Annotated in this window: 24 protein-coding genes and 2 pseudogenes; 23 read left to right on the top strand and 3 right to left on the bottom strand. The window is 65.7% G+C overall.

Going from position 1 to position 17162, the window contains the following annotated elements:
- Positions 1-27 precede the first annotated feature (27 nt).
- The 7 genes from BM249_RS07745 (at position 28) to BM249_RS07715 (ending at position 4877) form a co-directional block, all read left to right on the top strand.
- The gene (locus BM249_RS07745) at positions 28-783 is read left to right on the top strand and encodes an enoyl-CoA hydratase-related protein (RefSeq protein WP_091970591.1); all 756 of its coding nucleotides are present in this window, start codon (positions 28-30) and stop codon (positions 781-783) included.
- Positions 780-1622: an SDR family NAD(P)-dependent oxidoreductase gene (locus tag BM249_RS07740; protein ID WP_091970590.1), complete on the top strand. Its 843-nt coding sequence runs from the start codon at positions 780-782 to the stop codon at positions 1620-1622. The genes BM249_RS07745 and BM249_RS07740 overlap by 4 nt, the downstream gene beginning before the upstream one ends.
- 9 nt (positions 1623-1631) lie before the next feature.
- On the top strand, positions 1632-2486 hold the full coding sequence (locus BM249_RS07735) for an SDR family oxidoreductase (RefSeq protein WP_091970589.1): 855 nt from the start codon (positions 1632-1634) through the stop codon (positions 2484-2486).
- Between the two features lie 10 nt (positions 2487-2496).
- Complete coding sequence (locus BM249_RS07730) at positions 2497-3501, top strand: magnesium transporter CorA family protein (protein WP_091970588.1); 1005 nt, start codon at positions 2497-2499, stop codon at positions 3499-3501.
- A gap of 42 nt (positions 3502-3543) precedes the next feature.
- On the top strand, positions 3544-4281 hold the full coding sequence (locus BM249_RS07725) for an SOS response-associated peptidase (RefSeq protein ID WP_091970587.1): 738 nt from the start codon (positions 3544-3546) through the stop codon (positions 4279-4281).
- A 161-nt stretch (positions 4282-4442) separates the two neighbouring features.
- Positions 4443-4646: a hypothetical protein gene (locus BM249_RS07720; RefSeq protein WP_091970586.1), complete on the top strand. Its 204-nt coding sequence runs from the start codon at positions 4443-4445 to the stop codon at positions 4644-4646.
- A 15-nt stretch (positions 4647-4661) separates the two neighbouring features.
- On the top strand, positions 4662-4877 hold the full coding sequence (locus BM249_RS07715) for an alkylphosphonate utilization protein (RefSeq protein WP_091970585.1): 216 nt from the start codon (positions 4662-4664) through the stop codon (positions 4875-4877).
- A 64-nt stretch (positions 4878-4941) separates the two neighbouring features.
- On the opposite strand, the gene BM249_RS07710 is transcribed toward BM249_RS07715, so the two are convergent.
- Positions 4942-5199, bottom strand: a complete 258-nt coding sequence (locus BM249_RS07710) for a hypothetical protein (RefSeq protein ID WP_091970584.1) — start codon at positions 5197-5199, stop codon at positions 4942-4944.
- A gap of 411 nt (positions 5200-5610) precedes the next feature.
- Here BM249_RS07710 and BM249_RS07705 point away from each other — a divergent pair, with 411 nt between their 5' ends.
- From BM249_RS07705 to trhA, 5 genes are all read left to right on the top strand, one after another.
- The gene (locus BM249_RS07705; protein WP_091970583.1) at positions 5611-5796 is read left to right on the top strand and encodes a hypothetical protein; all 186 of its coding nucleotides are present in this window, start codon (positions 5611-5613) and stop codon (positions 5794-5796) included.
- Complete coding sequence (locus BM249_RS07700; RefSeq protein ID WP_244528639.1) at positions 5754-6083, top strand: hypothetical protein; 330 nt, start codon at positions 5754-5756, stop codon at positions 6081-6083. The genes BM249_RS07705 and BM249_RS07700 overlap by 43 nt, the downstream gene beginning before the upstream one ends.
- Positions 6084-6434: 351 nt before the next feature.
- Positions 6435-7565 carry a COX15/CtaA family protein gene (locus tag BM249_RS07695; RefSeq protein WP_091970582.1) on the top strand — a complete coding sequence of 377 codons (1131 nt, stop codon included), beginning with the start codon at positions 6435-6437 and terminating at the stop codon, positions 7563-7565.
- A 226-nt stretch (positions 7566-7791) separates the two neighbouring features.
- Positions 7792-7974, top strand: a complete 183-nt coding sequence (locus BM249_RS21185) for a hypothetical protein (protein WP_143103709.1) — start codon at positions 7792-7794, stop codon at positions 7972-7974.
- A 132-nt stretch (positions 7975-8106) separates the two neighbouring features.
- A complete protein-coding gene (trhA, locus tag BM249_RS07690) occupies positions 8107-8787 on the top strand; it encodes a PAQR family membrane homeostasis protein TrhA (protein ID WP_091970580.1) in 681 nt (226 codons plus the stop codon).
- Between the two features lie 177 nt (positions 8788-8964).
- Here the strand turns inward: trhA and BM249_RS07685 are convergent, their stop codons facing one another.
- Entirely contained in the window at positions 8965-9780 is an 816-nt protein-coding gene (locus BM249_RS07685) for a glycoside hydrolase family 25 protein (RefSeq protein WP_091970844.1), read from the bottom strand.
- A 256-nt stretch (positions 9781-10036) separates the two neighbouring features.
- Between BM249_RS07685 and BM249_RS07680 the strand changes: the two genes are divergently transcribed.
- Positions 10037-10489 (top strand): DUF488 domain-containing protein, encoded by a 453-nt coding sequence (locus BM249_RS07680; protein WP_091970578.1) that lies wholly within the window; start codon positions 10037-10039, stop codon positions 10487-10489.
- A gap of 59 nt (positions 10490-10548) precedes the next feature.
- On the opposite strand, the gene BM249_RS07675 is transcribed toward BM249_RS07680, so the two are convergent.
- Positions 10549-10755 (bottom strand): DUF3606 domain-containing protein, encoded by a 207-nt coding sequence (locus tag BM249_RS07675; RefSeq protein WP_091970576.1) that lies wholly within the window; start codon positions 10753-10755, stop codon positions 10549-10551.
- Positions 10756-11202: 447 nt separating this feature from the next.
- On the opposite strand from BM249_RS07675, the gene BM249_RS07670 reads away from it, so the two are divergent.
- The 10 genes and pseudogenes from BM249_RS07670 to BM249_RS07635 all read left to right on the top strand — a co-directional run bounded on the left by BM249_RS07670 (position 11203) and on the right by BM249_RS07635 (position 17109).
- Positions 11203-11430, top strand: coding sequence for a hypothetical protein (locus BM249_RS07670; protein WP_091970575.1), 228 nt, complete (start codon positions 11203-11205; stop codon positions 11428-11430).
- Positions 11430-11891 (top strand): BRO-N domain-containing protein, encoded by a 462-nt coding sequence (locus BM249_RS07665; protein ID WP_091970573.1) that lies wholly within the window; start codon positions 11430-11432, stop codon positions 11889-11891. Before BM249_RS07670 ends, BM249_RS07665 begins: the two co-directional genes overlap by 1 nt.
- Positions 11888-12178: pseudogene (locus tag BM249_RS22215) on the top strand (Rha family transcriptional regulator); the annotation flags it as partial. The gene BM249_RS07665 and the pseudogene BM249_RS22215, both read left to right, overlap by 4 nt.
- 277 nt (positions 12179-12455) lie before the next feature.
- Positions 12456-12953 (top strand): MarR family winged helix-turn-helix transcriptional regulator, encoded by a 498-nt coding sequence (locus BM249_RS21180; protein WP_210186990.1) that lies wholly within the window; start codon positions 12456-12458, stop codon positions 12951-12953.
- A 582-nt stretch (positions 12954-13535) separates the two neighbouring features.
- Positions 13536-14081 carry a hypothetical protein gene (locus BM249_RS21175; protein WP_143103707.1) on the top strand — a complete coding sequence of 182 codons (546 nt, stop codon included), beginning with the start codon at positions 13536-13538 and terminating at the stop codon, positions 14079-14081.
- Between the two features lie 70 nt (positions 14082-14151).
- Positions 14152-14320, top strand: a pseudogene (locus BM249_RS22180) (BRO-N domain-containing protein); the annotation flags it as partial.
- Positions 14307-14654 carry a Rha family transcriptional regulator gene (locus BM249_RS22210; RefSeq protein WP_091970569.1) on the top strand — a complete coding sequence of 116 codons (348 nt, stop codon included), beginning with the start codon at positions 14307-14309 and terminating at the stop codon, positions 14652-14654. The pseudogene BM249_RS22180 and the gene BM249_RS22210, both read left to right, overlap by 14 nt.
- An 892-nt stretch (positions 14655-15546) precedes the next feature.
- On the top strand, positions 15547-16158 hold the full coding sequence (locus tag BM249_RS07640) for a recombinase family protein (RefSeq protein ID WP_091970567.1): 612 nt from the start codon (positions 15547-15549) through the stop codon (positions 16156-16158).
- 376 nt (positions 16159-16534) lie between these two features.
- Entirely contained in the window at positions 16535-16885 is a 351-nt protein-coding gene (locus BM249_RS21165; protein ID WP_143103706.1) for a hypothetical protein, read from the top strand.
- Entirely contained in the window at positions 16882-17109 is a 228-nt protein-coding gene (locus BM249_RS07635) for a hypothetical protein (RefSeq protein ID WP_091970565.1), read from the top strand. The genes BM249_RS21165 and BM249_RS07635 overlap by 4 nt, the downstream gene beginning before the upstream one ends.
- Positions 17110-17162: the final 53 nt, after the last annotated feature.

Genomic DNA, 17162 nt, shown 5'->3' with positions numbered 1-17162 from the left:
TGCCGCGAGACAGCCGAGGACACACCCATGACCGAGCACGTCGTCATCCAGGATACCGGCCCCGTCCGCCTTATCCGGCTCGACCGGCCGGACAAGAAGAACGCCCTCACGGGCGCCATGTACGAGGCCCTGCGCGAGGCCCTGGCGGAGGCCGACGGCTCGGAGGCCATCGGCGCCGTGGTGTTCGCCGGCGGCCCCGGGGCGTTCAGCGCCGGCAACGACCTCTCGGATTTCGTGGAGGCATCGCGCCATCCCTTCGAGCAGTCGCCCGCCCTGCGGTTCATCCGCCAGCTCGCCCGCACCCGCACGCCCCTGGTGGCGGCCGTCGACGGGATCGCGGTGGGCATCGGCGCGACGCTCACCCTGCATTGCGACCTCGTCTATGTGAGCCCGGCGGCCAATTTCCGGATGCCGTTCGTGGAACTCGGCCTCGTGCCGGAAGCGGGGTCGAGCTACCTCCTGCCGCGCCGGGTCGGCCTGCCGCGCGCCACCGAAATCCTGCTGTTCTGCGAACCCTACGGGGCCGACGAGGCCGTGCGCCTCGGCCTCGCCAACGCGGTGATTCCGTCCGACCTCCTCGTCGAGCACGCGATGACCAAGGCCGCCCGCCTCGCCGCCCTGCCGCCGGGGCCGCTCCAGGCGACCCGCGCGTTGATCCGGGGCGATCAATCGGCCCTCGAAGCCGCCGTCGAGACGGAGGCCGTGGCCTTCGAGGCGCGCCTGCGCTCGCCCGAGGCGCAGGCCGCCTTCGCGGCCTTCCTCAACCGGGCGCGGAAGGGGTGACCCCGGATCTGCGCCGGAAAATCTGCCTCGTCGCCGGGGCGTCGCGGGGGGTCGGGCGTGGGATCGCGCAGGCGCTCGGCGAGGCCGGCGCCACGGTGATCGTCACCGCCCGGTCCAGCGAGACCGGCCCGCGCACGGAGGGGCGGCCCGAGACCATCGAGGACACCGCCCGGATCGTCGACGCCGCCGGCGGGTCCGGTCACCACTACCTTTGCGATCACACCAGCGAGCGGGCCGTCGATACCCTGGTCCACTGGGCCCTGCGCCGCTTCGGCCGCATCGATGTCGCCGTCGCCAGCGTCTGGGGCGGATCGGAAGGCTATGACGGCGAACGCTATCCCGATGGGGCCGCCTGGGGCACGCCATTCTGGCGCCGTTCGGCCGAGCCGTTCGCGGACTTCTTCGGCACCGGGCCGTATCCGGGCCTCCTCCTGGCACGGGCGGTGGCCCCCGCCATGGTGGCGGCAAAATCCGGGCTCCTCGCCTTCGTGTCGTTCGACACCGCGCCCGGCTACCTCGGCGACGTGTTCTACGACCTCGCCAAGGCGACCACCAACCGCCTCGCCTATGCCTGCGCCCAGGAACTGGCGCCGCACGGCGTCACGGCCCTCGGCCTGTCGCCGGGCTTCGTCCGCACGGAGCGTGTGGTCGATGTCGGCCACGGCGACCTCGCCACGGAGAGCCCGCTCTATGCCGGCCGGGCGCTTGCGGCCCTGGCGGGCGACCCGCAGGTCGCGGCCCTCGCCGGGCGCATCCTGCACGCGGGCGACCTCGCCGCCCGCTACGGCTTCACCGACGCCGACGGCACCCGGCCGGCGCGCTTCCACATCGGACCTTGAGAGGACGGCATGTCACTAAGCGGCAAGACCCTGTTCATCACCGGTGCCTCGCGCGGCATCGGCCTCGCCATCGGCCTGCGGGCGGCCCGCGACGGCGCCAACGTCGCCATCGCGGCGAAGACCGACACGCCGCATCCGAAACTGGAGGGCACCATCCACACCGCCGCCGCCGCCATCGAGGCGGCCGGGGGAAGGGCGCTGCCCCTGCTGGTGGATGTCCGCGACGAGGACAGTGTCGCGGGAGCCATCGCGAAAACCGCCGAGACCTTCGGCGGCATCGATATCGTGGTGAACAACGCCAGCGCCATCTCGCTCACCCGCACGCCGCAGACGGAAATGAAGCGCTTCGACCTCATGCATCAGATCAATACCCGCGGCACCTACATGGTCTCGAAATACGCGATCCCGCATCTCGAAATGGCCGAGAACCCCCACATCCTCATGCTGTCGCCGCCCCTCGACATGGCGGAGAAGTGGTTCGCGCCGCACCTCGCCTACACCATGGCGAAGTTCGGCATGTCGCTCTGCGTCCTGGGATTGGCTGGCGAACTCAGGCGCCAGGGCATCGCCGTCAATGCCCTGTGGCCGCGCACCACCATCGCGACGGCGGCGGTGAAGAACCTCCTCGGGGGCGAGGCCCTGATGCAGGCGAGCCGCACGCCGGAGATCATCGCCGACGCGGCCCACGCCCTGTTCCGCCTGCCCGCCCGCGAGACCACGGGGCGCTTCCTCATCGACGACAGCTTCCTCGCCGAACAGGGTGTCACGGACTTTACAAAATACCGCGTCACACCGGATGTCCCCCTTGCTCCGGACTTCTTCGTGCCGGATGCGAGTTCACCGCCTCCCGGGGCCTTCGCCTGAGACGCCATCCGTGATCTTCATCCACCAGCCGGTCGCCGGCGCCGGGCAGACCCTGCTCGAGCGCCGTTCCCTCGAATTGCAGGACGCCATCCCCGACGACACCGTATGGCTCGACATGATCCGCCCGACGCGGGAGGAGGACCTGAAGGTCGAGGCGTTCATGGGCATCTCGGTGCCGACCCGCGAGGAGATGAAGGACATCGAGCCCTCCGAACTCCTCTATGTCGAGGACGGGGCGCGCTACATGACCGGCCGGGTCCTGAGCAAGGTGAGCGACGGCGACGAGCCGGGGCTCGCCGGCATCACCTTCATCCTGCGCGGCAACCGCCTCGTCACCGTGCGCTACGAGGAGCCGCAGGCATTCCGGATGTACACCCAGCGGGCCGGGCGCTCCACGGGCAACGGCCCCTCGGCCGTGCCGTCGGGCGAGACCATCCTGGCCGGCCTCATCGAGACGGTGATCGACCGGGCCGCCGATGTGCTCCAGCTCCAGGGCGAGCGCATCGACCGGCTGTCGGGCAAGATCTTCGAGGAGAAGGCCGATCCGAGCGCCCGCAACACCGCCCTGCAGGACACGCTCCGGGCCCTCGGGCGCCACGGCGACCTCATCTCGAAGCAGCGCGAGAGCCTCGTCTCCATGGAGCGCATCCTGCTCTCGCTCTCGGCCACCTACCGCACCACCAAGGCGCCGCGCGAATTGCGCGAGGACGTGCGCTCGACCCTGCGCGATCTTCAGTCCCTCGAAGAGCACGCCACCTTCCTGTCCTCGAAGATCCAGTTCCTCCTCGACGCGACCCTCGGTCTCGTGAACCTGGAGCAGAACAACATCATCAAGCTGTTCTCGGTCATGGCGGTGGTGTTCATGCCGCCGACCCTGATCGCGTCGATCTACGGCATGAACTTCAAGGCCATGCCGGAGCTCGACTGGAACTTCGGCTACCCCATGGCGGTGGTGATGATGGTGGTGGCCGCCGTGCTGCCCTACGTGTTCTTCCGCTGGAAGCGGTGGCTTTAGGGCGCCCGTCGCCTCGCCCGAACGAACTCCCGGTGGTTCCCCATGTGCGGTCGCTACTTCGCCTCCCAATCACCGGAGATCTACCGGCGGTTCTACGGCTATGCCGAACAGCCGAACTTTCCGGCCCGGTACAACATCGCCCCGACCCAGCCGGTCCCCGTCGTTCTCCAAGAGAACGGCCGCCGTCAGTTCCGCCTCGTGCGCTGGGGCCTGTGGCCGAGCTGGCTCAAGGACCCCAAGGGGTTTCCCCTCGTCATCAACGCCCGGGTCGAGACGATCCAGGAGAAGCCGACCTTTCGCGGGGCGCTGCGCCACCGCCGCTGCGTCTTCCTCGCCGACGGGTTCTACGAGTGGCGCCGGGAAGGCACGGGTAAGGCGGCGATCAAGACCCCGTTCATGATCCGCCGCGCCGACGGCGCCCCCATGGTGCTCGCCGGCCTGTGGGAGAACTGGCTCGGGGCCGACGGGTCGGAGATCGACACGGCGGCCATCGTCACCACCGGGGCCAACGGCACCATGGCGGCGGTGCACGACCGCATGCCGGCGATCCTGTCGCCCGACCAGGTGGAGCCCTGGCTCGACACGCGCGGCATCGAACCGGCGGCGGCCACCGCCCTGTGCCGGCCATGCCCCGAGGATTGGCTGACCCTCGATCCCGTGAGCCCACGCGTCAACGACGCCCGCAACGACGGGCCGGACCTCGTCGTCCCGTTGAGCCAGCCGCGAGGGGCCACGACGCCGCCGGACACGCCGCAGGAGGAATCGACCGCGCTCCAGTGACGCCGATGCGCAGGGGATGCTGTTCTGAAGACCGTTCCGGTCCCGTCGCGGGCGGGGCGGGGGCGCGTGATGCGACATTGCGTCAAGCGCGCAAACGCGGCATCGCACGGGGGCGACCGGACGAACCGTCCGGTTCGCGCAACGACCCGAGGGGACGAACCATGACGCCCGACGACATCCGCGATCTGAACCGGGCCCGTGAGAGTCTGGCTCGGCAACGCAGCGCCCTGTGCAAGCGGATCGGCGCCAGCGAACTCGCCGCCGCCTCGGCCGCCGAGGATCTGACCCGCATCCTCCTCGCCATCGAGGCCGTGGACCGCGCCCTGACCGAGGCGGGACGGCCCTACACGCCCCCCATGGACTGACCTTAAGAGACGACGATGGACGACACGAAAGATTCCAACGGCACTAAGCTCGCCGACGGCGATTCGGTGACCCTCATCAAGGACCTGAAGGTGAAGGGCACATCCGCGACCCTGAAGCGCGGGACACTGATCAAGAACATCCGCCTCACGGACGATCCCGACGAGATCGAGTGCAATGCCGAGAAGGTCAAGGGCTTGGTGCTGAAGACCCAGTTCCTGAAGAAGGCTTGAGCGACTGGACACCGGGCCCGATGCGGGATGCCTCGCCGGGTGGAGGCCCGGCGAGGCCGTGGGGTCAATCGTCGTCGCCGCTGCTCGGGGCACGGGCCGGCGAGCGGGTCAGGCTGCGGATCGACTTCATGGGGCGACCCGACTTTTCGGAGATGGCGCGGTCCTGCTCCTCGATGAGGTCGCGGGCCGGCGCGTCGCCGTCGAGGCCGCCGAGGATCTCCATGGGGACGCGGCGGTTCGAGGCGCGGGACTCGTCTTCGTAGAGAACGTCGAACAGGACGGAGCCCCGCTCCTGCGGTTTCGATTTGGTGCGCTTGGCCATGACGGAACGGTACTCGGACGCTGAGAATCGCGGAAAAGCCGACGGCCACGCGGCGGCGCGGAAGGCGGCGTCTCCCGGACCGTCCCATGGCCGTCTCCGGTCGAGCGACAGGCATCGCCACCGGCACGGGGCTGAGATGGGCGCGCGGGCACGGCTTGGCAAGCCGAGGCCCCGCATGGCTCCCAACCGAAACCGGACCTCCACCGGCCTCGGGACGACCGCGCTTTTTCGTCGGCTTGACAGGAACCGATCCCCGTCTCGGTCCGTTTGAGAAACAGGTCTCAGCGCCTCGATTCCTCCCGAGCCTCTTGCAGTCTGTCTGCCGTTCCCGCGGCGGCAGGCTGTTTCTTTTTCGGCCGTCGCGTGGTGAAAGACGGGGCGGGAATCGTCCGCGAGACCCGGAGCGAGACCATGCGCAACATCCTCACCCTCGCCCTTCTCGGAGCCATCGGGTTCGTTCTCGTGGCCCTCTACGTGGCGCCGAGCCAGCCGGACCTGCGCCGCTGGTACCTCGACCATGCCTGTGAGCACCTCGACAAGGTGAGCCCGACGCTGTGCCAGCCCCTGCGCGACGCCGATGGGGCGCGGGGCATCTGAGCGCCGTCGACTGGTTCCTGCGCAACCGCCACACCGGTGAGATCACCATCGCGCAGTGGCCCAACGCGCCCCTGACGCTGTTCGGCCTCTGCGCCGTGATCGATTGGGCCTTCGCCCCGGCCGGGACCGTCGGAACCGTGGTAAGGGGTGCCGGCAGCCTGGCCCTCGTCGTCTGGGCCGCCGACGAACTCCTGCGCGGCGTCAATCCGTGGCGGCGTCTCCTCGGGGCCGGCGTGCTGGTCTGGCTCGCCCTGCGCTGGGGCTTCGGAGCCACCGGCCCCATCTGAGTGCCATCCACCAAACTCCCGCCGCACCGTCGTCGCCAGAGCGCGGACCGTCCAGGGACGGGAGTGTGGTGAGGCACGCCAAGGCCCCGAATCCACGGCTCGGTTTGATCGCTTGCGACGCGCCGCGACTCGCCTATCATCGGGCATCTTCGCGCGGGAACGGGGCGACTCAGATGGCTTTCTTCATTGGCATCGCTTGCCCCTGGCTGGTGGTGGCCGTTCTCGATCTCCTCGCCCTGAATCGCAGCCGCGAACTCGCCGCCGCCGAATAGGGACGCCGCTGCGTCGCCCGGCGGCGTTGCCCTCGCGGGCGCCCGCGTCTACCTCCCGTTCGAGGATTCGAGCGGCCGGATGGGGAAGAGCGCGATGATGCTGGGGAATGCAGCCGGCCGTGACAACGGCGACCGCGCCGTTCGCGTGTGGCTCTACGTGCTGGCCGCCCTCGTGGTCGCCATGGTGGCGGTGGGCGGAGCGACTCGCCTCACCGGCTCCGGCCTCTCCATCACCGAATGGCGGCCGGTGACCGGCGCCGTGCCGCCCCTCTCGAACGAAGCCTGGATGGCCGAATTCGACAAATATCGGGACACGCCGCAATACCGCATCCTCAACCAGGGGATGGGCCTGTCGGACTTCAAGACGATCTACGCCTGGGAATGGGGGCATCGCCTGCTCGGGCGCTTCGTCGGCCTCGCGTTCTTTCTCCCCTTCCTCTGGTTCTGGGCGAGCGGGCGCCTCAGCCGCCGCCTGGGGCTCGGGCTCCTCGGCCTCGGCCTCCTCGGTGGCCTTCAGGGCGCCATCGGCTGGATCATGGTGGCATCCGGCCTCCAGCCCGGCATGACCGCGGTGGCGCCCCTCAAGCTCGCCCTGCACCTCACCACCGCGAGCCTCATCCTCGCCGGCCTCGTCTGGCTCGCCGCCGGCCTGCGGGCCGAGCCGGCGCCGCCGGTGACGGCCCGGGTCGGGGGGACCGCGAAGGCCATCGTGGTGCTCGCCCTCGCGCAGATCTTCCTCGGCGGCCTCGTCGCCGGCTCGAAGGCCGGGCTCGTCTACAACACCTGGCCGGACATGGACGGCGCCTTCGCGCCGCCGCTCGGCGAACTCTTCGCCGTCCGCCCCTGGATCGAGAACTTCGTCGACAATCACGCCCTGGTGCAGCTCAACCACCGCCTGACGGCCTATCTCCTCCTCGTCGTGGCGATCTTCCACGCCGTCGATGCCCGCCGGACCCTGCCGGGCAGCGGCGCGGCGCGGCGGGCCACGGGCATCGCCGGCCTCGTCCTGGCCCAGGCCGCCCTCGGGGTGACGACCCTGCTCCTCGCCGTCCCGCTCTGGGCCGGCCTGAGCCATCAGGTCTTCGCCATGGCGGTGCTGACGATGGCCACCGTCCATGCCCGCCTCAGCCCCGTGGTGACGCCGCTTCCGATGCGGCCCGAGACGGCGCCCGCCTTCGGGTTCGAGGCCTGGAACGGTCGCGCCGCCTGATCCTGCGCTGCCGCGGTCCGGTTTTCATCCGGGCCGTCCGCACGCCCGGTGACGGGACGCACGGCCCCGAGAGACCCTCCCTTCCCATCCTTAGCCGGAAACGGCATCGTTCGGTCGGACGCTTTATTGCGCTGCAGCGAACCGGATCGCATCCCGGACGTTGATGTCCGAGCCACGCTCGGGACGCTGCGTTCGCCCGCGCACAACGAACGAGGACCACCCCCCCATGACACCCACGCCGATGACCCCCACCGCATCGACGGACGAAGCCGCGCCGAAGAAGCCGACCCCGCGGCGCCACAAGCGCGACCGGCACACGCGCCGGATCGTGTTCGGCCTCACCGGCGCCCTCGGCTTCGCCTGGGCCGTCGTCATCGCCAGCCGTTATACGGGCCTCGTCGCCGGCTGATCGCCCGCCCGACGCCCCGCCCGCGTGCAGTGCGGCGAGAGTTCGCCTGTGTATGGCATCCATCCTCGATGTATGTTGGGAACACTTGGGCAAAGCCAAGCGTAGCCTTCCCATGACCGATGGGAGTCAGCGATGTTCCTGGCAGAGGATGGACGGCCCGCTGGGCTGAGATGGGATTACACCCGCCGCGAACTGCTCGCCGACGGATTGATACACTTCCTCGGCGTCGCCTCCGGGCTCGCCGGGGCCATCGCCATCGTCATCCTGGCGGCGCTCTCGCCCCTGCCGGCCCTGGACCAGGCGGCCGTCGCGGTCTACGCCGCCGCCCTCGTGTCGATGCTCGGCGTCTCGGCCACCTACAACATGTGGCCCGTGGGGCGCCGCAAGTGGCTGCTGCGCCGCGCCGACCACGCCCTCATCTACCTCATGATCGCCGGCACCTACACGCCCCTGGTCGCCCTCGTGGGCACCGGCGCCGTCGCCTGGGGCCTGCTCGCCGGGGTCTGGCTCGTGGCGGGTATCGGCATCGCCCTGAAGTTGACCCTGCCGGGCCGGTTCGACCGGGCCGCCATCGGCCTCTACCTGCTTCTGGGTTGGAGCGGACTGGCGGCTTACGAATCCGTGATCGCCCGGCTTCCACCCGCCGCCCTGTGGCTCATCGCCCTCGGCGGTCTGCTCTATTCCTTCGGGGTGGTGTTCCACGTCTGGCGCAGCCTGCCGTACCAGAACGCCATCTGGCACGCCTTCGTGCTCGCCGCCACGGCCTGCCACTACGGCGCGGTTCTCGGCTTGGTCAGTTCCGCAGCGGCCTGAGACCGCGCGCGTGTGAGAAAGCCCGGATCACCGCGTGAGCCCCCGCGAGCGCGCCGGATGCCGTCGGATCTACGATGATGGGCGGGCTCACAAGCGAAGGCCGGCTTCGCTCGAACAGCACGATCCGATCTCCGCGCCGGAACGCGGAAATCGGATCGGACCGATCGTCCAAGACACCTATTTGTCGGTGCAGAGGCCCCGGTTCGACAGCATGCCGTGGTCGCGCGGATCACAGGCGGTGGAGAGGAACGAGGCCCATTCGGCCGTCGAGCCGTAGAAGGCGTTGCGGTCGACGTCGCCGCGCACGCCCGGCACCCGGCCCGTGGAGGTGAACTGCCAGAGCATCCACCGGCGCTTGGCGAAACGCTGCTCCGGCTCGGCCGCCGTGGACCGGACCCAGTGCGGATAATCCAGGAGTTCGTCCTCCAAGACGTCCTTGTGGAAGGTGATGTCGGTGTAGATGATCGGTCGCTTACCCGTGTAGCGCTCCATCTCGTCGAGCATGTAGCGGATCATGGAAAGGGCCTGCGCCTTCGGCAGCTTCTTCGGGCAGAGCTGCGAATGGCCGTTCCACTCCACGTCGAGGACAGGGGGAAGGGCGGTGGGATCGGCCGGAACGTTCTTCTTGAACCACGCCATCTGGTCCTGGGCCGAGCGGCACCAGAACACGAAGTGGTAGGCCCCGCGCGGCACGCCGGCCCGCGCCGCGCCGTCCCAGTTGGCGCGGAACCGCTCGTCGACGTGGTCGCCGCCCTCCGTGGCCTTGATGAAGGCGAACTGAGTGCCGGCGGCGCGCACGGACGCCCAATCGACCGGCCCCTGCCATTTCGAGATGTCGATGCCCTGCACCGGATGCTGCTTGGCCCGGGCGACCCCCGGATGGGGCTTCACGTCGCCCTTGGTGGGGTAGAAATCGGTGCTGCCGGAGCAGGCGGCGAGGGAAGCCGCGAGGGCGAGGCCCGTCGCGCGCGCCACCCAACGGAGCGCGCCCATCCGGCCGTCACGGCGGGGGGCGAGGAGGTTCGCGGTCCCGTTCGTCCTCGACATCGATGCCCGACCCATCTCTTTCCACGCACGCAACATGGGACCACGGTTGCCGGTGCGCAGTTAACAGAGCTTTGACGGCATTGCGGCGCTTTTCGGGAAGGCATGGCGTCACAGCCACATACGGGGCGCCCCGAAGGGTCGCCATCGACCCCACGGATCGCCTAAGTCCCGGTCACGTCTCGTCCTTTGCTCAAGGGTTCGCATGCGCAAGACTGTGTTCACCATCGGCTACGAAGGTCTCGACCTCGAGCGGTTCACCCTCGCGTTGACGGATGCCGGGGTCGGCACCCTCGCCGACGTCCGCGCCGTGGCGAACTCGCGCAAGCGCGGATTCTCGAAAGGCGCCCTCAAGGCCGGGCTCGAGGCGGCTGGCCTGTCCTACGCGCACGCCCGCAGCCTCGGCACCCCGAAGGCGGGTCGCCAGGCGGCGCGGGCCGACGACGCGGCCTTGATGCGCAAGATCTACTGCGAGGAGGTGCTCGATACGGCCGATGGCGGCCTCGCCCTCGACGCCCTGTGCGATCTCGCGGCCCGCAGTCCGACCTGCCTGCTCTGCTTCGAGCGCGACCCGGCCCGCTGCCACCGCCGGGTCCTGGCCGAACGGATGGAGGCGCGCGGCTTCGTCACCGTCGATCTGTTCGGCCCGGAGCTGTGAAACCCCAGACGTACCCCGACGTGCCGCCGGGAAGAGGGCGGCTGAAACGCGTGGCGAACTCAGACGATGCCGCCGCCATCCCGCGCCGGCCAGCTCTTGCCGAGGCGGTCGGCCACATCGGAGGGGGCCTCGCCGACGGCGGCGACGGCGGCCTCGATCTCCTCCACGGGCACCTCGAAGTAGCGGGCCCAGTAGGCGCGCGTCCAAGGCTCGGAGACGTTCACGGATTTCGGGGCATGAGGATCGGGCGGCGGGCTGTCGGTCATCACGGGTCCGGGCTCAAGAGAGAACTCCGGATCAACGCACCTGCCGCGCCACGGTTCGTCCTGCGGGACACCGTCAGACAAGAGAGTTTTGCGATCTCACGCACGCATGCGGAGATCGGCCTCGAGCCTCTCTCACCCGGACGACGTCCATCGCGCTTTCGATGGACAGGGCCGGCGGAAATTCCCTCGCCGTCACCCGACAATTGAGCACCAACACAACTGTGTTGGTGCGGCCAAGAGGACTCGAACCTCCACGGAGCGAGTTATCTCCCGTAATTACAATGACTTAACGAGACCGCTTGGTGCCATTGTGTGAGAGTGTAGTGTGACCGTCAAGGTAGCTCGCCGGGGCGCCATTAATTCATTCCTTCCCACCCTTGGCCGAACCTATCGACCTGTGGAGCGTTCCCTATCCGTTCTCACGGCGGATCGAAGGGGCATCACCGCGTGGCACCGAGAGACGACACCCAGCCACCCGCCTCTTGTCCCATCAAGGCCATCGCTCAAGCCTACCTCGTGACCACCGAGGGCAACGAAGGGTGGGCGCTTCGCATCGCAATCACGGATGCCCTCGCGGACCTCATGGAGGCTGATAAACGAGCCCGAGCGCAGAGCCGTCTTATCTCCCGTGGCTACGTGCGTGGTGCCCTGGACGATGCCACCTCGGAAGCCTGATGCCGTCTCTCGCCCTCACGGTCCATGAGGTCGAAGGGGAGCCTCGGGTTCTCGATACGGACCTCGCCAAGGCGCTTGGTATGGCAAAGCCAGCCATGATCCGATCCAACATCATCGAGCCGAACCGGGCCACGTTGGAGCAGTTCGGGAGTTTGCCTGCGGTGAAGGCAAACCCTGGCCCGAAGGGAGGACGGCCTACCACGGCCTTCTACCTCAACGAGGAACAGGCCCTCTACGTCACCATGCACTGCCGCACGGAACGCGCGAACGCGGTCAAGGTGGAAGTGGTGAAGGTGTTCACGGCGTGGCGTAGAGGGACGCTTCAGCCCCTCGTTCCCGCTCAGCCCGCGCTCCCGAACTTCGCAGACCCCATCGAAGCTGCCCTGGCGTTCGTCCAGGCCGAACGTGGGAGGCGTGAAGAAGCAGCTCGGAAGGAGCCCCTCAAGGAGCACCGGACATGAACATGATGACCACCATTCCCGCCAACCTCACGATGTCGAGCCGGGAGATCGCAGAAAAGACCCGGAAGCGTCATGACAACGTGATGCGGGACGTACGCGCGATGTTGATTGCGCTCCATGGGGGAGGGGGTCTCCTCAGTTTTGAGGACACCTATACGAACCCTCAGAATGGGCAGAGCTACCCGATCTTCAACCTTCCCAAGCGCGAGTGTCTGATCCTCGTCTCTGGCTACAGCGTCGAGCTTCGGGCCGCGATCATCGACCGCTGGCAGGAGCTGGAGGCGCAGCAGGCACCGCGCATACCTACGCATGTCGAGGCCCTTCGGCTGGCCCGTCGTCAGCCAAACAGCGCGGCTGGATGTAAACTGAGCGATCCTCCCATGATTTTTTCGACCATTCACCAGCGCCACACTTACCGCCACACGGCTCACGATGATCGCGAATGAGCGGCTCCCAGCGCAGGCAGATCAGCGAGTTACGGCTGGGCAGCTGCGATGAACACAGGGACTAAATTCTCGTGGAGTAGAGGTGAGTAGCGATTTCATCCCAGAGCGATGCTTGACGATGCTGGGAGTGGTTGCGACAGATGGATTTGTCCGATCCCTCCAAATCCATAGTTGCACCTTCGTGGACCACCAAATCCCATCGTCTGAAGTCGCAAAGCTCATCAGGATTATCCGTCACGCGCGGCTTACGGGAAACATCAAGCGCCCAGACGGCAAGTGGATTGACCTGATGTCTCCTCAGGCGCTCCAGATCACGCTTGAAGTAGCGCAGCACCCTGGCATCACCATGAAGGAACTCATGGACGCCTCTGGTATCGCCCTAGGCTCCGTATCGAGAAATCTAATGGCGCTTGGTGAGTGGCACCGCTCAGACATGCCAGGGCTCGGCTTGATTGAAGCCGTTGACGACCCTCGTGAGTACCGCAGGAAGGCGGCGTTCCTCACAAAGAAGGGCTGTAAGTTCGTGTCTGATCTGGTGTCCATCCAGACAGGCGAACGAGTTTCGGTTTTAGCGCCCTCCGCAAGGGAGTGGGCATCCTCAATCGCTACAATTTAGACAGGGCAGCTTAATGAATGAGATAAACACTCTGGGTGATATATAACCCACCGGTGGATAGTTGCTATGCCCATAGAAACACTTTCTGATCGCAAAGACAACTAGACATCAGGCCGCGTGGACTTGGAGGGAACTTCGCACCATAAGCGGAACTGTTCGCGGCACGCCAATCCCGGCAAGCGACTGAGACCACGACAATGCAAATCCTCGGTTTCGTGTGTGAGAAGCTGTTCCGTAGTTGTTTCGTAAAAGTGCCACTGCTTGGCGAGTTCTGGGCTGAGACCTCCTCCGTAGTGCGAGGACGTTGGTGGGCGGACTATATGGTGCAGGGCAGTGCGCTGTGCTTCTACCTGGGCAGCACGCACATTGCGCTGTGCCCGTCCTCATGGATGGTGAAGGCATTCACCAGCGGCCGTGAAGTGGTCTCAGCCACCTGACCGGCCAATCTGCACTGGAGGCCGTTGGCAGTCGCTATGGTGGCGCTGGAAATGGGCACCCAGATTGGAGGCCCATTGGACTGAACCGCGTGCCAGATTACGAATGTCGGCCAGACGCTTTTGGTGCCTCGGGAGAAACTATCAAATGCTAGACAGCGGGTTTGTGGAAGGTATCAAGCTCGTTGGCGGCTTCCTTGGTATCGGAACAGCGATCTTCACAATCTGGGATCGGCTGTTCCGTAATCGGCCATGGGCTCATCCCATCGCAGTGGTAGATGAAAGCGGTTCGTGGGTTCTTTCCGACTACCGCATGAACACCACCGCGCTCATCAAGATCACCAATGAAAGTCGCCGTGACATCGTGATCCGAGATGTCCATCAAAGCTTCCCCGATTTCATTGGCGTGAACTACCACGCATCGTTCTACGGTTTAATCGCATCACAAACGAACACCCGTGGCGAGGCAGTCGTACCTTCAGGTAAGAGCCGGAGCTTGGAACTCATGTACGATCACGAGCGGGGTAAACCTGAGTTAGAGAAGCGTTTCTGGGTCTGGATACATTGGAAGCCCGCCGGTGCCTTCTTTCCGCGCTTCCCTCTCGTGTTCCGCACCAGCCTGAAGGAGATTGATGGGTATCGCAGAGATGCGTTTGAACTCGTCAGGGCACAGGACAAGGGAAACCGTCACTGAGATGGGCCTGCGCTCCATCGACCCCTTTCAGCAGGCTAAGAAGTTCTTAGGTCACCCGAAGGCGGTGAACATCATCTCCGAGAGCGGCCTTTACGACCTCATCATGCGTGCTCAAAAGGCCAACCCGAAGGCCCGTGAGTTCCAGAACTGGGTCACCGGTACCGTCCTCCCCGCGATCCGTAAGGACGGGCGGCTACATCCAAGGCGAGGAGAAGCTCGCCACGGGTGGGATGTCCATGCACTCGCCCCGTGCATGCCCCGAACGCCTCTAGCGAGGTCCGTATCGAGGACGCGAGGCTCCCCGGAGATGACCGAAACGGCCAGCGCGGGGCCAACGCCAACAGTTGTGATGTGGCTGCCGACTTCGACAGGAAGCACCACCACGTCCTCCGAGATATCGACACGTTACGAAAAGCCGGCCATCCAAATTTGGATAGCCTTATGTTTCAAGAGGTTAGCGCCTTCTGCCCCAAGGCCAACCGTAAGGTCCGCTCCTTCGACATGAGCCGAGACGGCTTCACGCTGTTGGTCATGGGCTACACGGGGTCAAGGCAGGATCGTCTAACTCATTGATTTCCTGCATGAATACCCCCTCACAGCACATTGCCCCGCACACAGGCTAATAGAGACGGGCACCTCAGCCCGCCTGAAGGACCGCCGCTCACGATAGCGACGACCGACAGAAGCGACCCCTCACGGGTGGCATGAGGCCGGACGGGAGGTGATGGTCCCCGCAACCGCGATGCAGATGGACAGTTGTCATAAACTGTCGGAGACAAGGTTATAGACAGTACCCTTAAGGGTATGATGATTATGGTATTCACCTTTAAGGTGTTGTCTAGGAGACCTTAAGTGGCTCCTTAAGGTTTTCGTTTATCGTGGTCGGAGGTTCCTGTCTGGAACCACCACCATCAGGGAGACCTCACAGTGTGGACGTGGAAGAACTTCATCATCCTGGCCATCGCCATGTTCCTCCTGTCTGCCGTGGTGAACGGATACCGTGGCACTTCTCCGAAGGTGTGGGGGAGCCATAGCCGGTACTGAAGGTGCACCTGAAGGAGCCCGAATATTCGTCGGAAAAATGTGAGGGGGCATCGACATTTTCGAGGTTGCCAGTTTCCCCCTCGGCACCCCTCGCGCCTGTTGTCGTGCGGTAACGCCCGCGATCATCGCGCCTAACGATGCGTGAGCGCCCACAGAGCGGCAACCACAGGCGCGAGTTGGCGCGGTAAGGCTCGCTCAACAGGCAGGGATGGTGTGGTCTCCCTACCGCTCCGGGTCGTAGGTACGGCGGGGCCGCAGACCAACTTCGAGCCGAGCGACCTCATCAACGTGGTTCAGTTTGGGTGTGCTCCTGGCAGACTGGTTCAACGCACCCTCAAGTATGGTTCACCAATCCAACTTGACGAACCAAAACAGACTGAGGTAGTGTGAACTATCCAAATCAGACCGGATGGGTTTTTCGATGTTCGTCAGGGCCTACCTTCGTGCCAGCACCACCGAACAGGATGCAGAGCGTGCCAGAGGGCAGCTCGATGCCTTCGCGGCCGAACGTGGTCTCACCATCGCGGCTTGGTATGTGGAGAACGAGAGCGGCTCGAAGCTGGCACGTCCAGAGCTGTTCAGGCTCCTGAAGGATGCCCGTCCAGGCGACATGCTCTTGGTCGAACAGGTTGATCGGCTATCTCGGCTGACCTCCGCTGACTGGGAGAAGCTGAAGGTTGAGATTGCAGCTCGGTCGATCCGCGTTGTGGCGCTGGACCTCCCCACCTCGTGGATGATGGCGACCACCAACCCTGATGAGTTCACAGGGCGCATGTTTGCGGCCATCAACAGCATGATGCTCGACATGCTCGCTGCCGTAGCTCGCAAGGACTACGAGGATCGCCGCAGACGGCAGACCGAAGGCCAGCTCAAGGCGAAGGAAGCGGGTGTCTACAAGGGCCGTCCTGAGGACAAGGAGCGCAATGCTGGTATCGCTGACCTCCTCGCCAAGGGCGTGTCATGGTCTCAGATACAGGCTGCCACCGGATGCAGTCGTGCGACCATCGCAAAGGTAGCCAAGCGGGCCGCGTGAAGGTTTCGCCCAGCCGCTTCAGTCGGGGCGTCCTATAGCTTTTACAATGTCCCTTTCAGCACCCGTCTATCCCACCATCGCGACACCCCTGGTCCAATCCAAGCGGTGTCGTTTGTTTTTTGTAATGTCCCGATAACGGCATCTACTCTCCACCGCTGGCGCTGTTACTCGCGCTACCAATAGGCGCTGCAATCGCCTTCAAGCACCCGCCAGCGCCCTCTATCGACTTCTCGGCACCTACCTAGCCGAAGCGCCTTCATGGCCGTCTGTGAGCACCACAGCGCACGGCCTCCATTCCAATCACTGCCCTACCGTCACTGACCTGAACCCTCGGGCCGGCTCGATGCCGCATGGGCGAACCTGAAAGCCCACCCTCATGGCACGCAACACCATCTTCCACGCCACCGATCCCAGCGGAGTGGCCCTCATCGGGGTCAGTCTCGCCCTTGGTCGCACCGCTTGGCTCTACCGTTCCGACTTCGAGCGCATCGACGCCCTGCACCCTGACGGTCGCTGGGGAGTTACCCATAACTCCGAGGGACGTATCTTTGTCCGCATCCGTCCTCCCCGTACCCAGAGGAATATCTACGTTGCTCGCCTCGTGGCCGGTGACTTTGAGCGCACCGTGGTCCGTTATCGCGATGGCAACAGCATGAACCTTCGCCCCACCAATCTGAAGCATGACAATGGCGGTGGGGGTCGTCCCAGGCGGCACAGCTTGGGATGACCGATCCCCACCAAATCCGTGACCTCATCAAGGGTCATCTGGACGAGTTGGAAGCCTTCGGCGAGGTTTCCGTTCGGCGCACGGAAACCGGCCCTAAGGGCGGACGCCCCGGAACGGCCTTCTACCTCAATCGCCAGCAAGCCCTCCTCGTCTGCATCCTCTCGAAGACCGAGAAGGCCAAGGCGGTGCTCCAGCACGGCCCTCCAACGACGTTCGGCGCTTAGTTCGCCGCCCATCGCCCTGACCTCGTAGCCGGGCACCTCCCATCCCACCATTA

It is taken from the genome of Methylobacterium gossipiicola (genome assembly GCF_900113485.1).
GTDB classification, from domain to species: Bacteria; Pseudomonadota; Alphaproteobacteria; order Rhizobiales; family Beijerinckiaceae; genus Methylobacterium; species Methylobacterium gossipiicola.
Note: the sequence above shows the minus strand (reverse complement) of the source record. Positions and strands in the feature narration are given on the sequence as shown.

What these genes read in the sequence shown, in the direction of transcription:
- BM249_RS07745 (WP_091970591.1), top strand. Translation starts at nt 28, where the DNA reads ATGACCGAGCACGTCGTCATCCAGGATACCGGCCCCGTCCGCCTTATC.
- BM249_RS07735 (WP_091970589.1), top strand. Translation starts at nt 1,632, where the DNA reads ATGTCACTAAGCGGCAAGACCCTGTTCATCACCGGTGCCTCGCGCGGC.
- BM249_RS07725 (WP_091970587.1), top strand. Translation starts at nt 3,544, where the DNA reads ATGTGCGGTCGCTACTTCGCCTCCCAATCACCGGAGATCTACCGGCGG.
- BM249_RS07720 (WP_091970586.1), top strand. Translation starts at nt 4,443, where the DNA reads ATGACGCCCGACGACATCCGCGATCTGAACCGGGCCCGTGAGAGTCTG.
- BM249_RS07715 (WP_091970585.1), top strand. Translation starts at nt 4,662, where the DNA reads ATGGACGACACGAAAGATTCCAACGGCACTAAGCTCGCCGACGGCGAT.
- BM249_RS07710 (WP_091970584.1), bottom strand. Translation starts at nt 5,199, where the DNA reads ATGGCCAAGCGCACCAAATCGAAACCGCAGGAGCGGGGCTCCGTCCTG.
- BM249_RS07705 (WP_091970583.1), top strand. Translation starts at nt 5,611, where the DNA reads ATGCGCAACATCCTCACCCTCGCCCTTCTCGGAGCCATCGGGTTCGTT.
- BM249_RS07695 (WP_091970582.1), top strand. Translation starts at nt 6,435, where the DNA reads ATGGGGAAGAGCGCGATGATGCTGGGGAATGCAGCCGGCCGTGACAAC.
- BM249_RS21185 (WP_143103709.1), top strand. Translation starts at nt 7,792, where the DNA reads ATGACACCCACGCCGATGACCCCCACCGCATCGACGGACGAAGCCGCG.
- trhA (WP_091970580.1), top strand. Translation starts at nt 8,107, where the DNA reads ATGTTCCTGGCAGAGGATGGACGGCCCGCTGGGCTGAGATGGGATTAC.
- BM249_RS07685 (WP_091970844.1), bottom strand. Translation starts at nt 9,780, where the DNA reads ATGGGCGCGCTCCGTTGGGTGGCGCGCGCGACGGGCCTCGCCCTCGCG.
- BM249_RS07680 (WP_091970578.1), top strand. Translation starts at nt 10,037, where the DNA reads ATGCGCAAGACTGTGTTCACCATCGGCTACGAAGGTCTCGACCTCGAG.
- BM249_RS07675 (WP_091970576.1), bottom strand. Translation starts at nt 10,755, where the DNA reads ATGACCGACAGCCCGCCGCCCGATCCTCATGCCCCGAAATCCGTGAAC.
- BM249_RS07665 (WP_091970573.1), top strand. Translation starts at nt 11,430, where the DNA reads ATGCCGTCTCTCGCCCTCACGGTCCATGAGGTCGAAGGGGAGCCTCGG.
- BM249_RS21180 (WP_210186990.1), top strand. Translation starts at nt 12,456, where the DNA reads ATGCTGGGAGTGGTTGCGACAGATGGATTTGTCCGATCCCTCCAAATC.
- BM249_RS21175 (WP_143103707.1), top strand. Translation starts at nt 13,536, where the DNA reads ATGCTAGACAGCGGGTTTGTGGAAGGTATCAAGCTCGTTGGCGGCTTC.
- BM249_RS07640 (WP_091970567.1), top strand. Translation starts at nt 15,547, where the DNA reads ATGTTCGTCAGGGCCTACCTTCGTGCCAGCACCACCGAACAGGATGCA.
- BM249_RS21165 (WP_143103706.1), top strand. Translation starts at nt 16,535, where the DNA reads ATGGCACGCAACACCATCTTCCACGCCACCGATCCCAGCGGAGTGGCC.
- BM249_RS07635 (WP_091970565.1), top strand. Translation starts at nt 16,882, where the DNA reads ATGACCGATCCCCACCAAATCCGTGACCTCATCAAGGGTCATCTGGAC.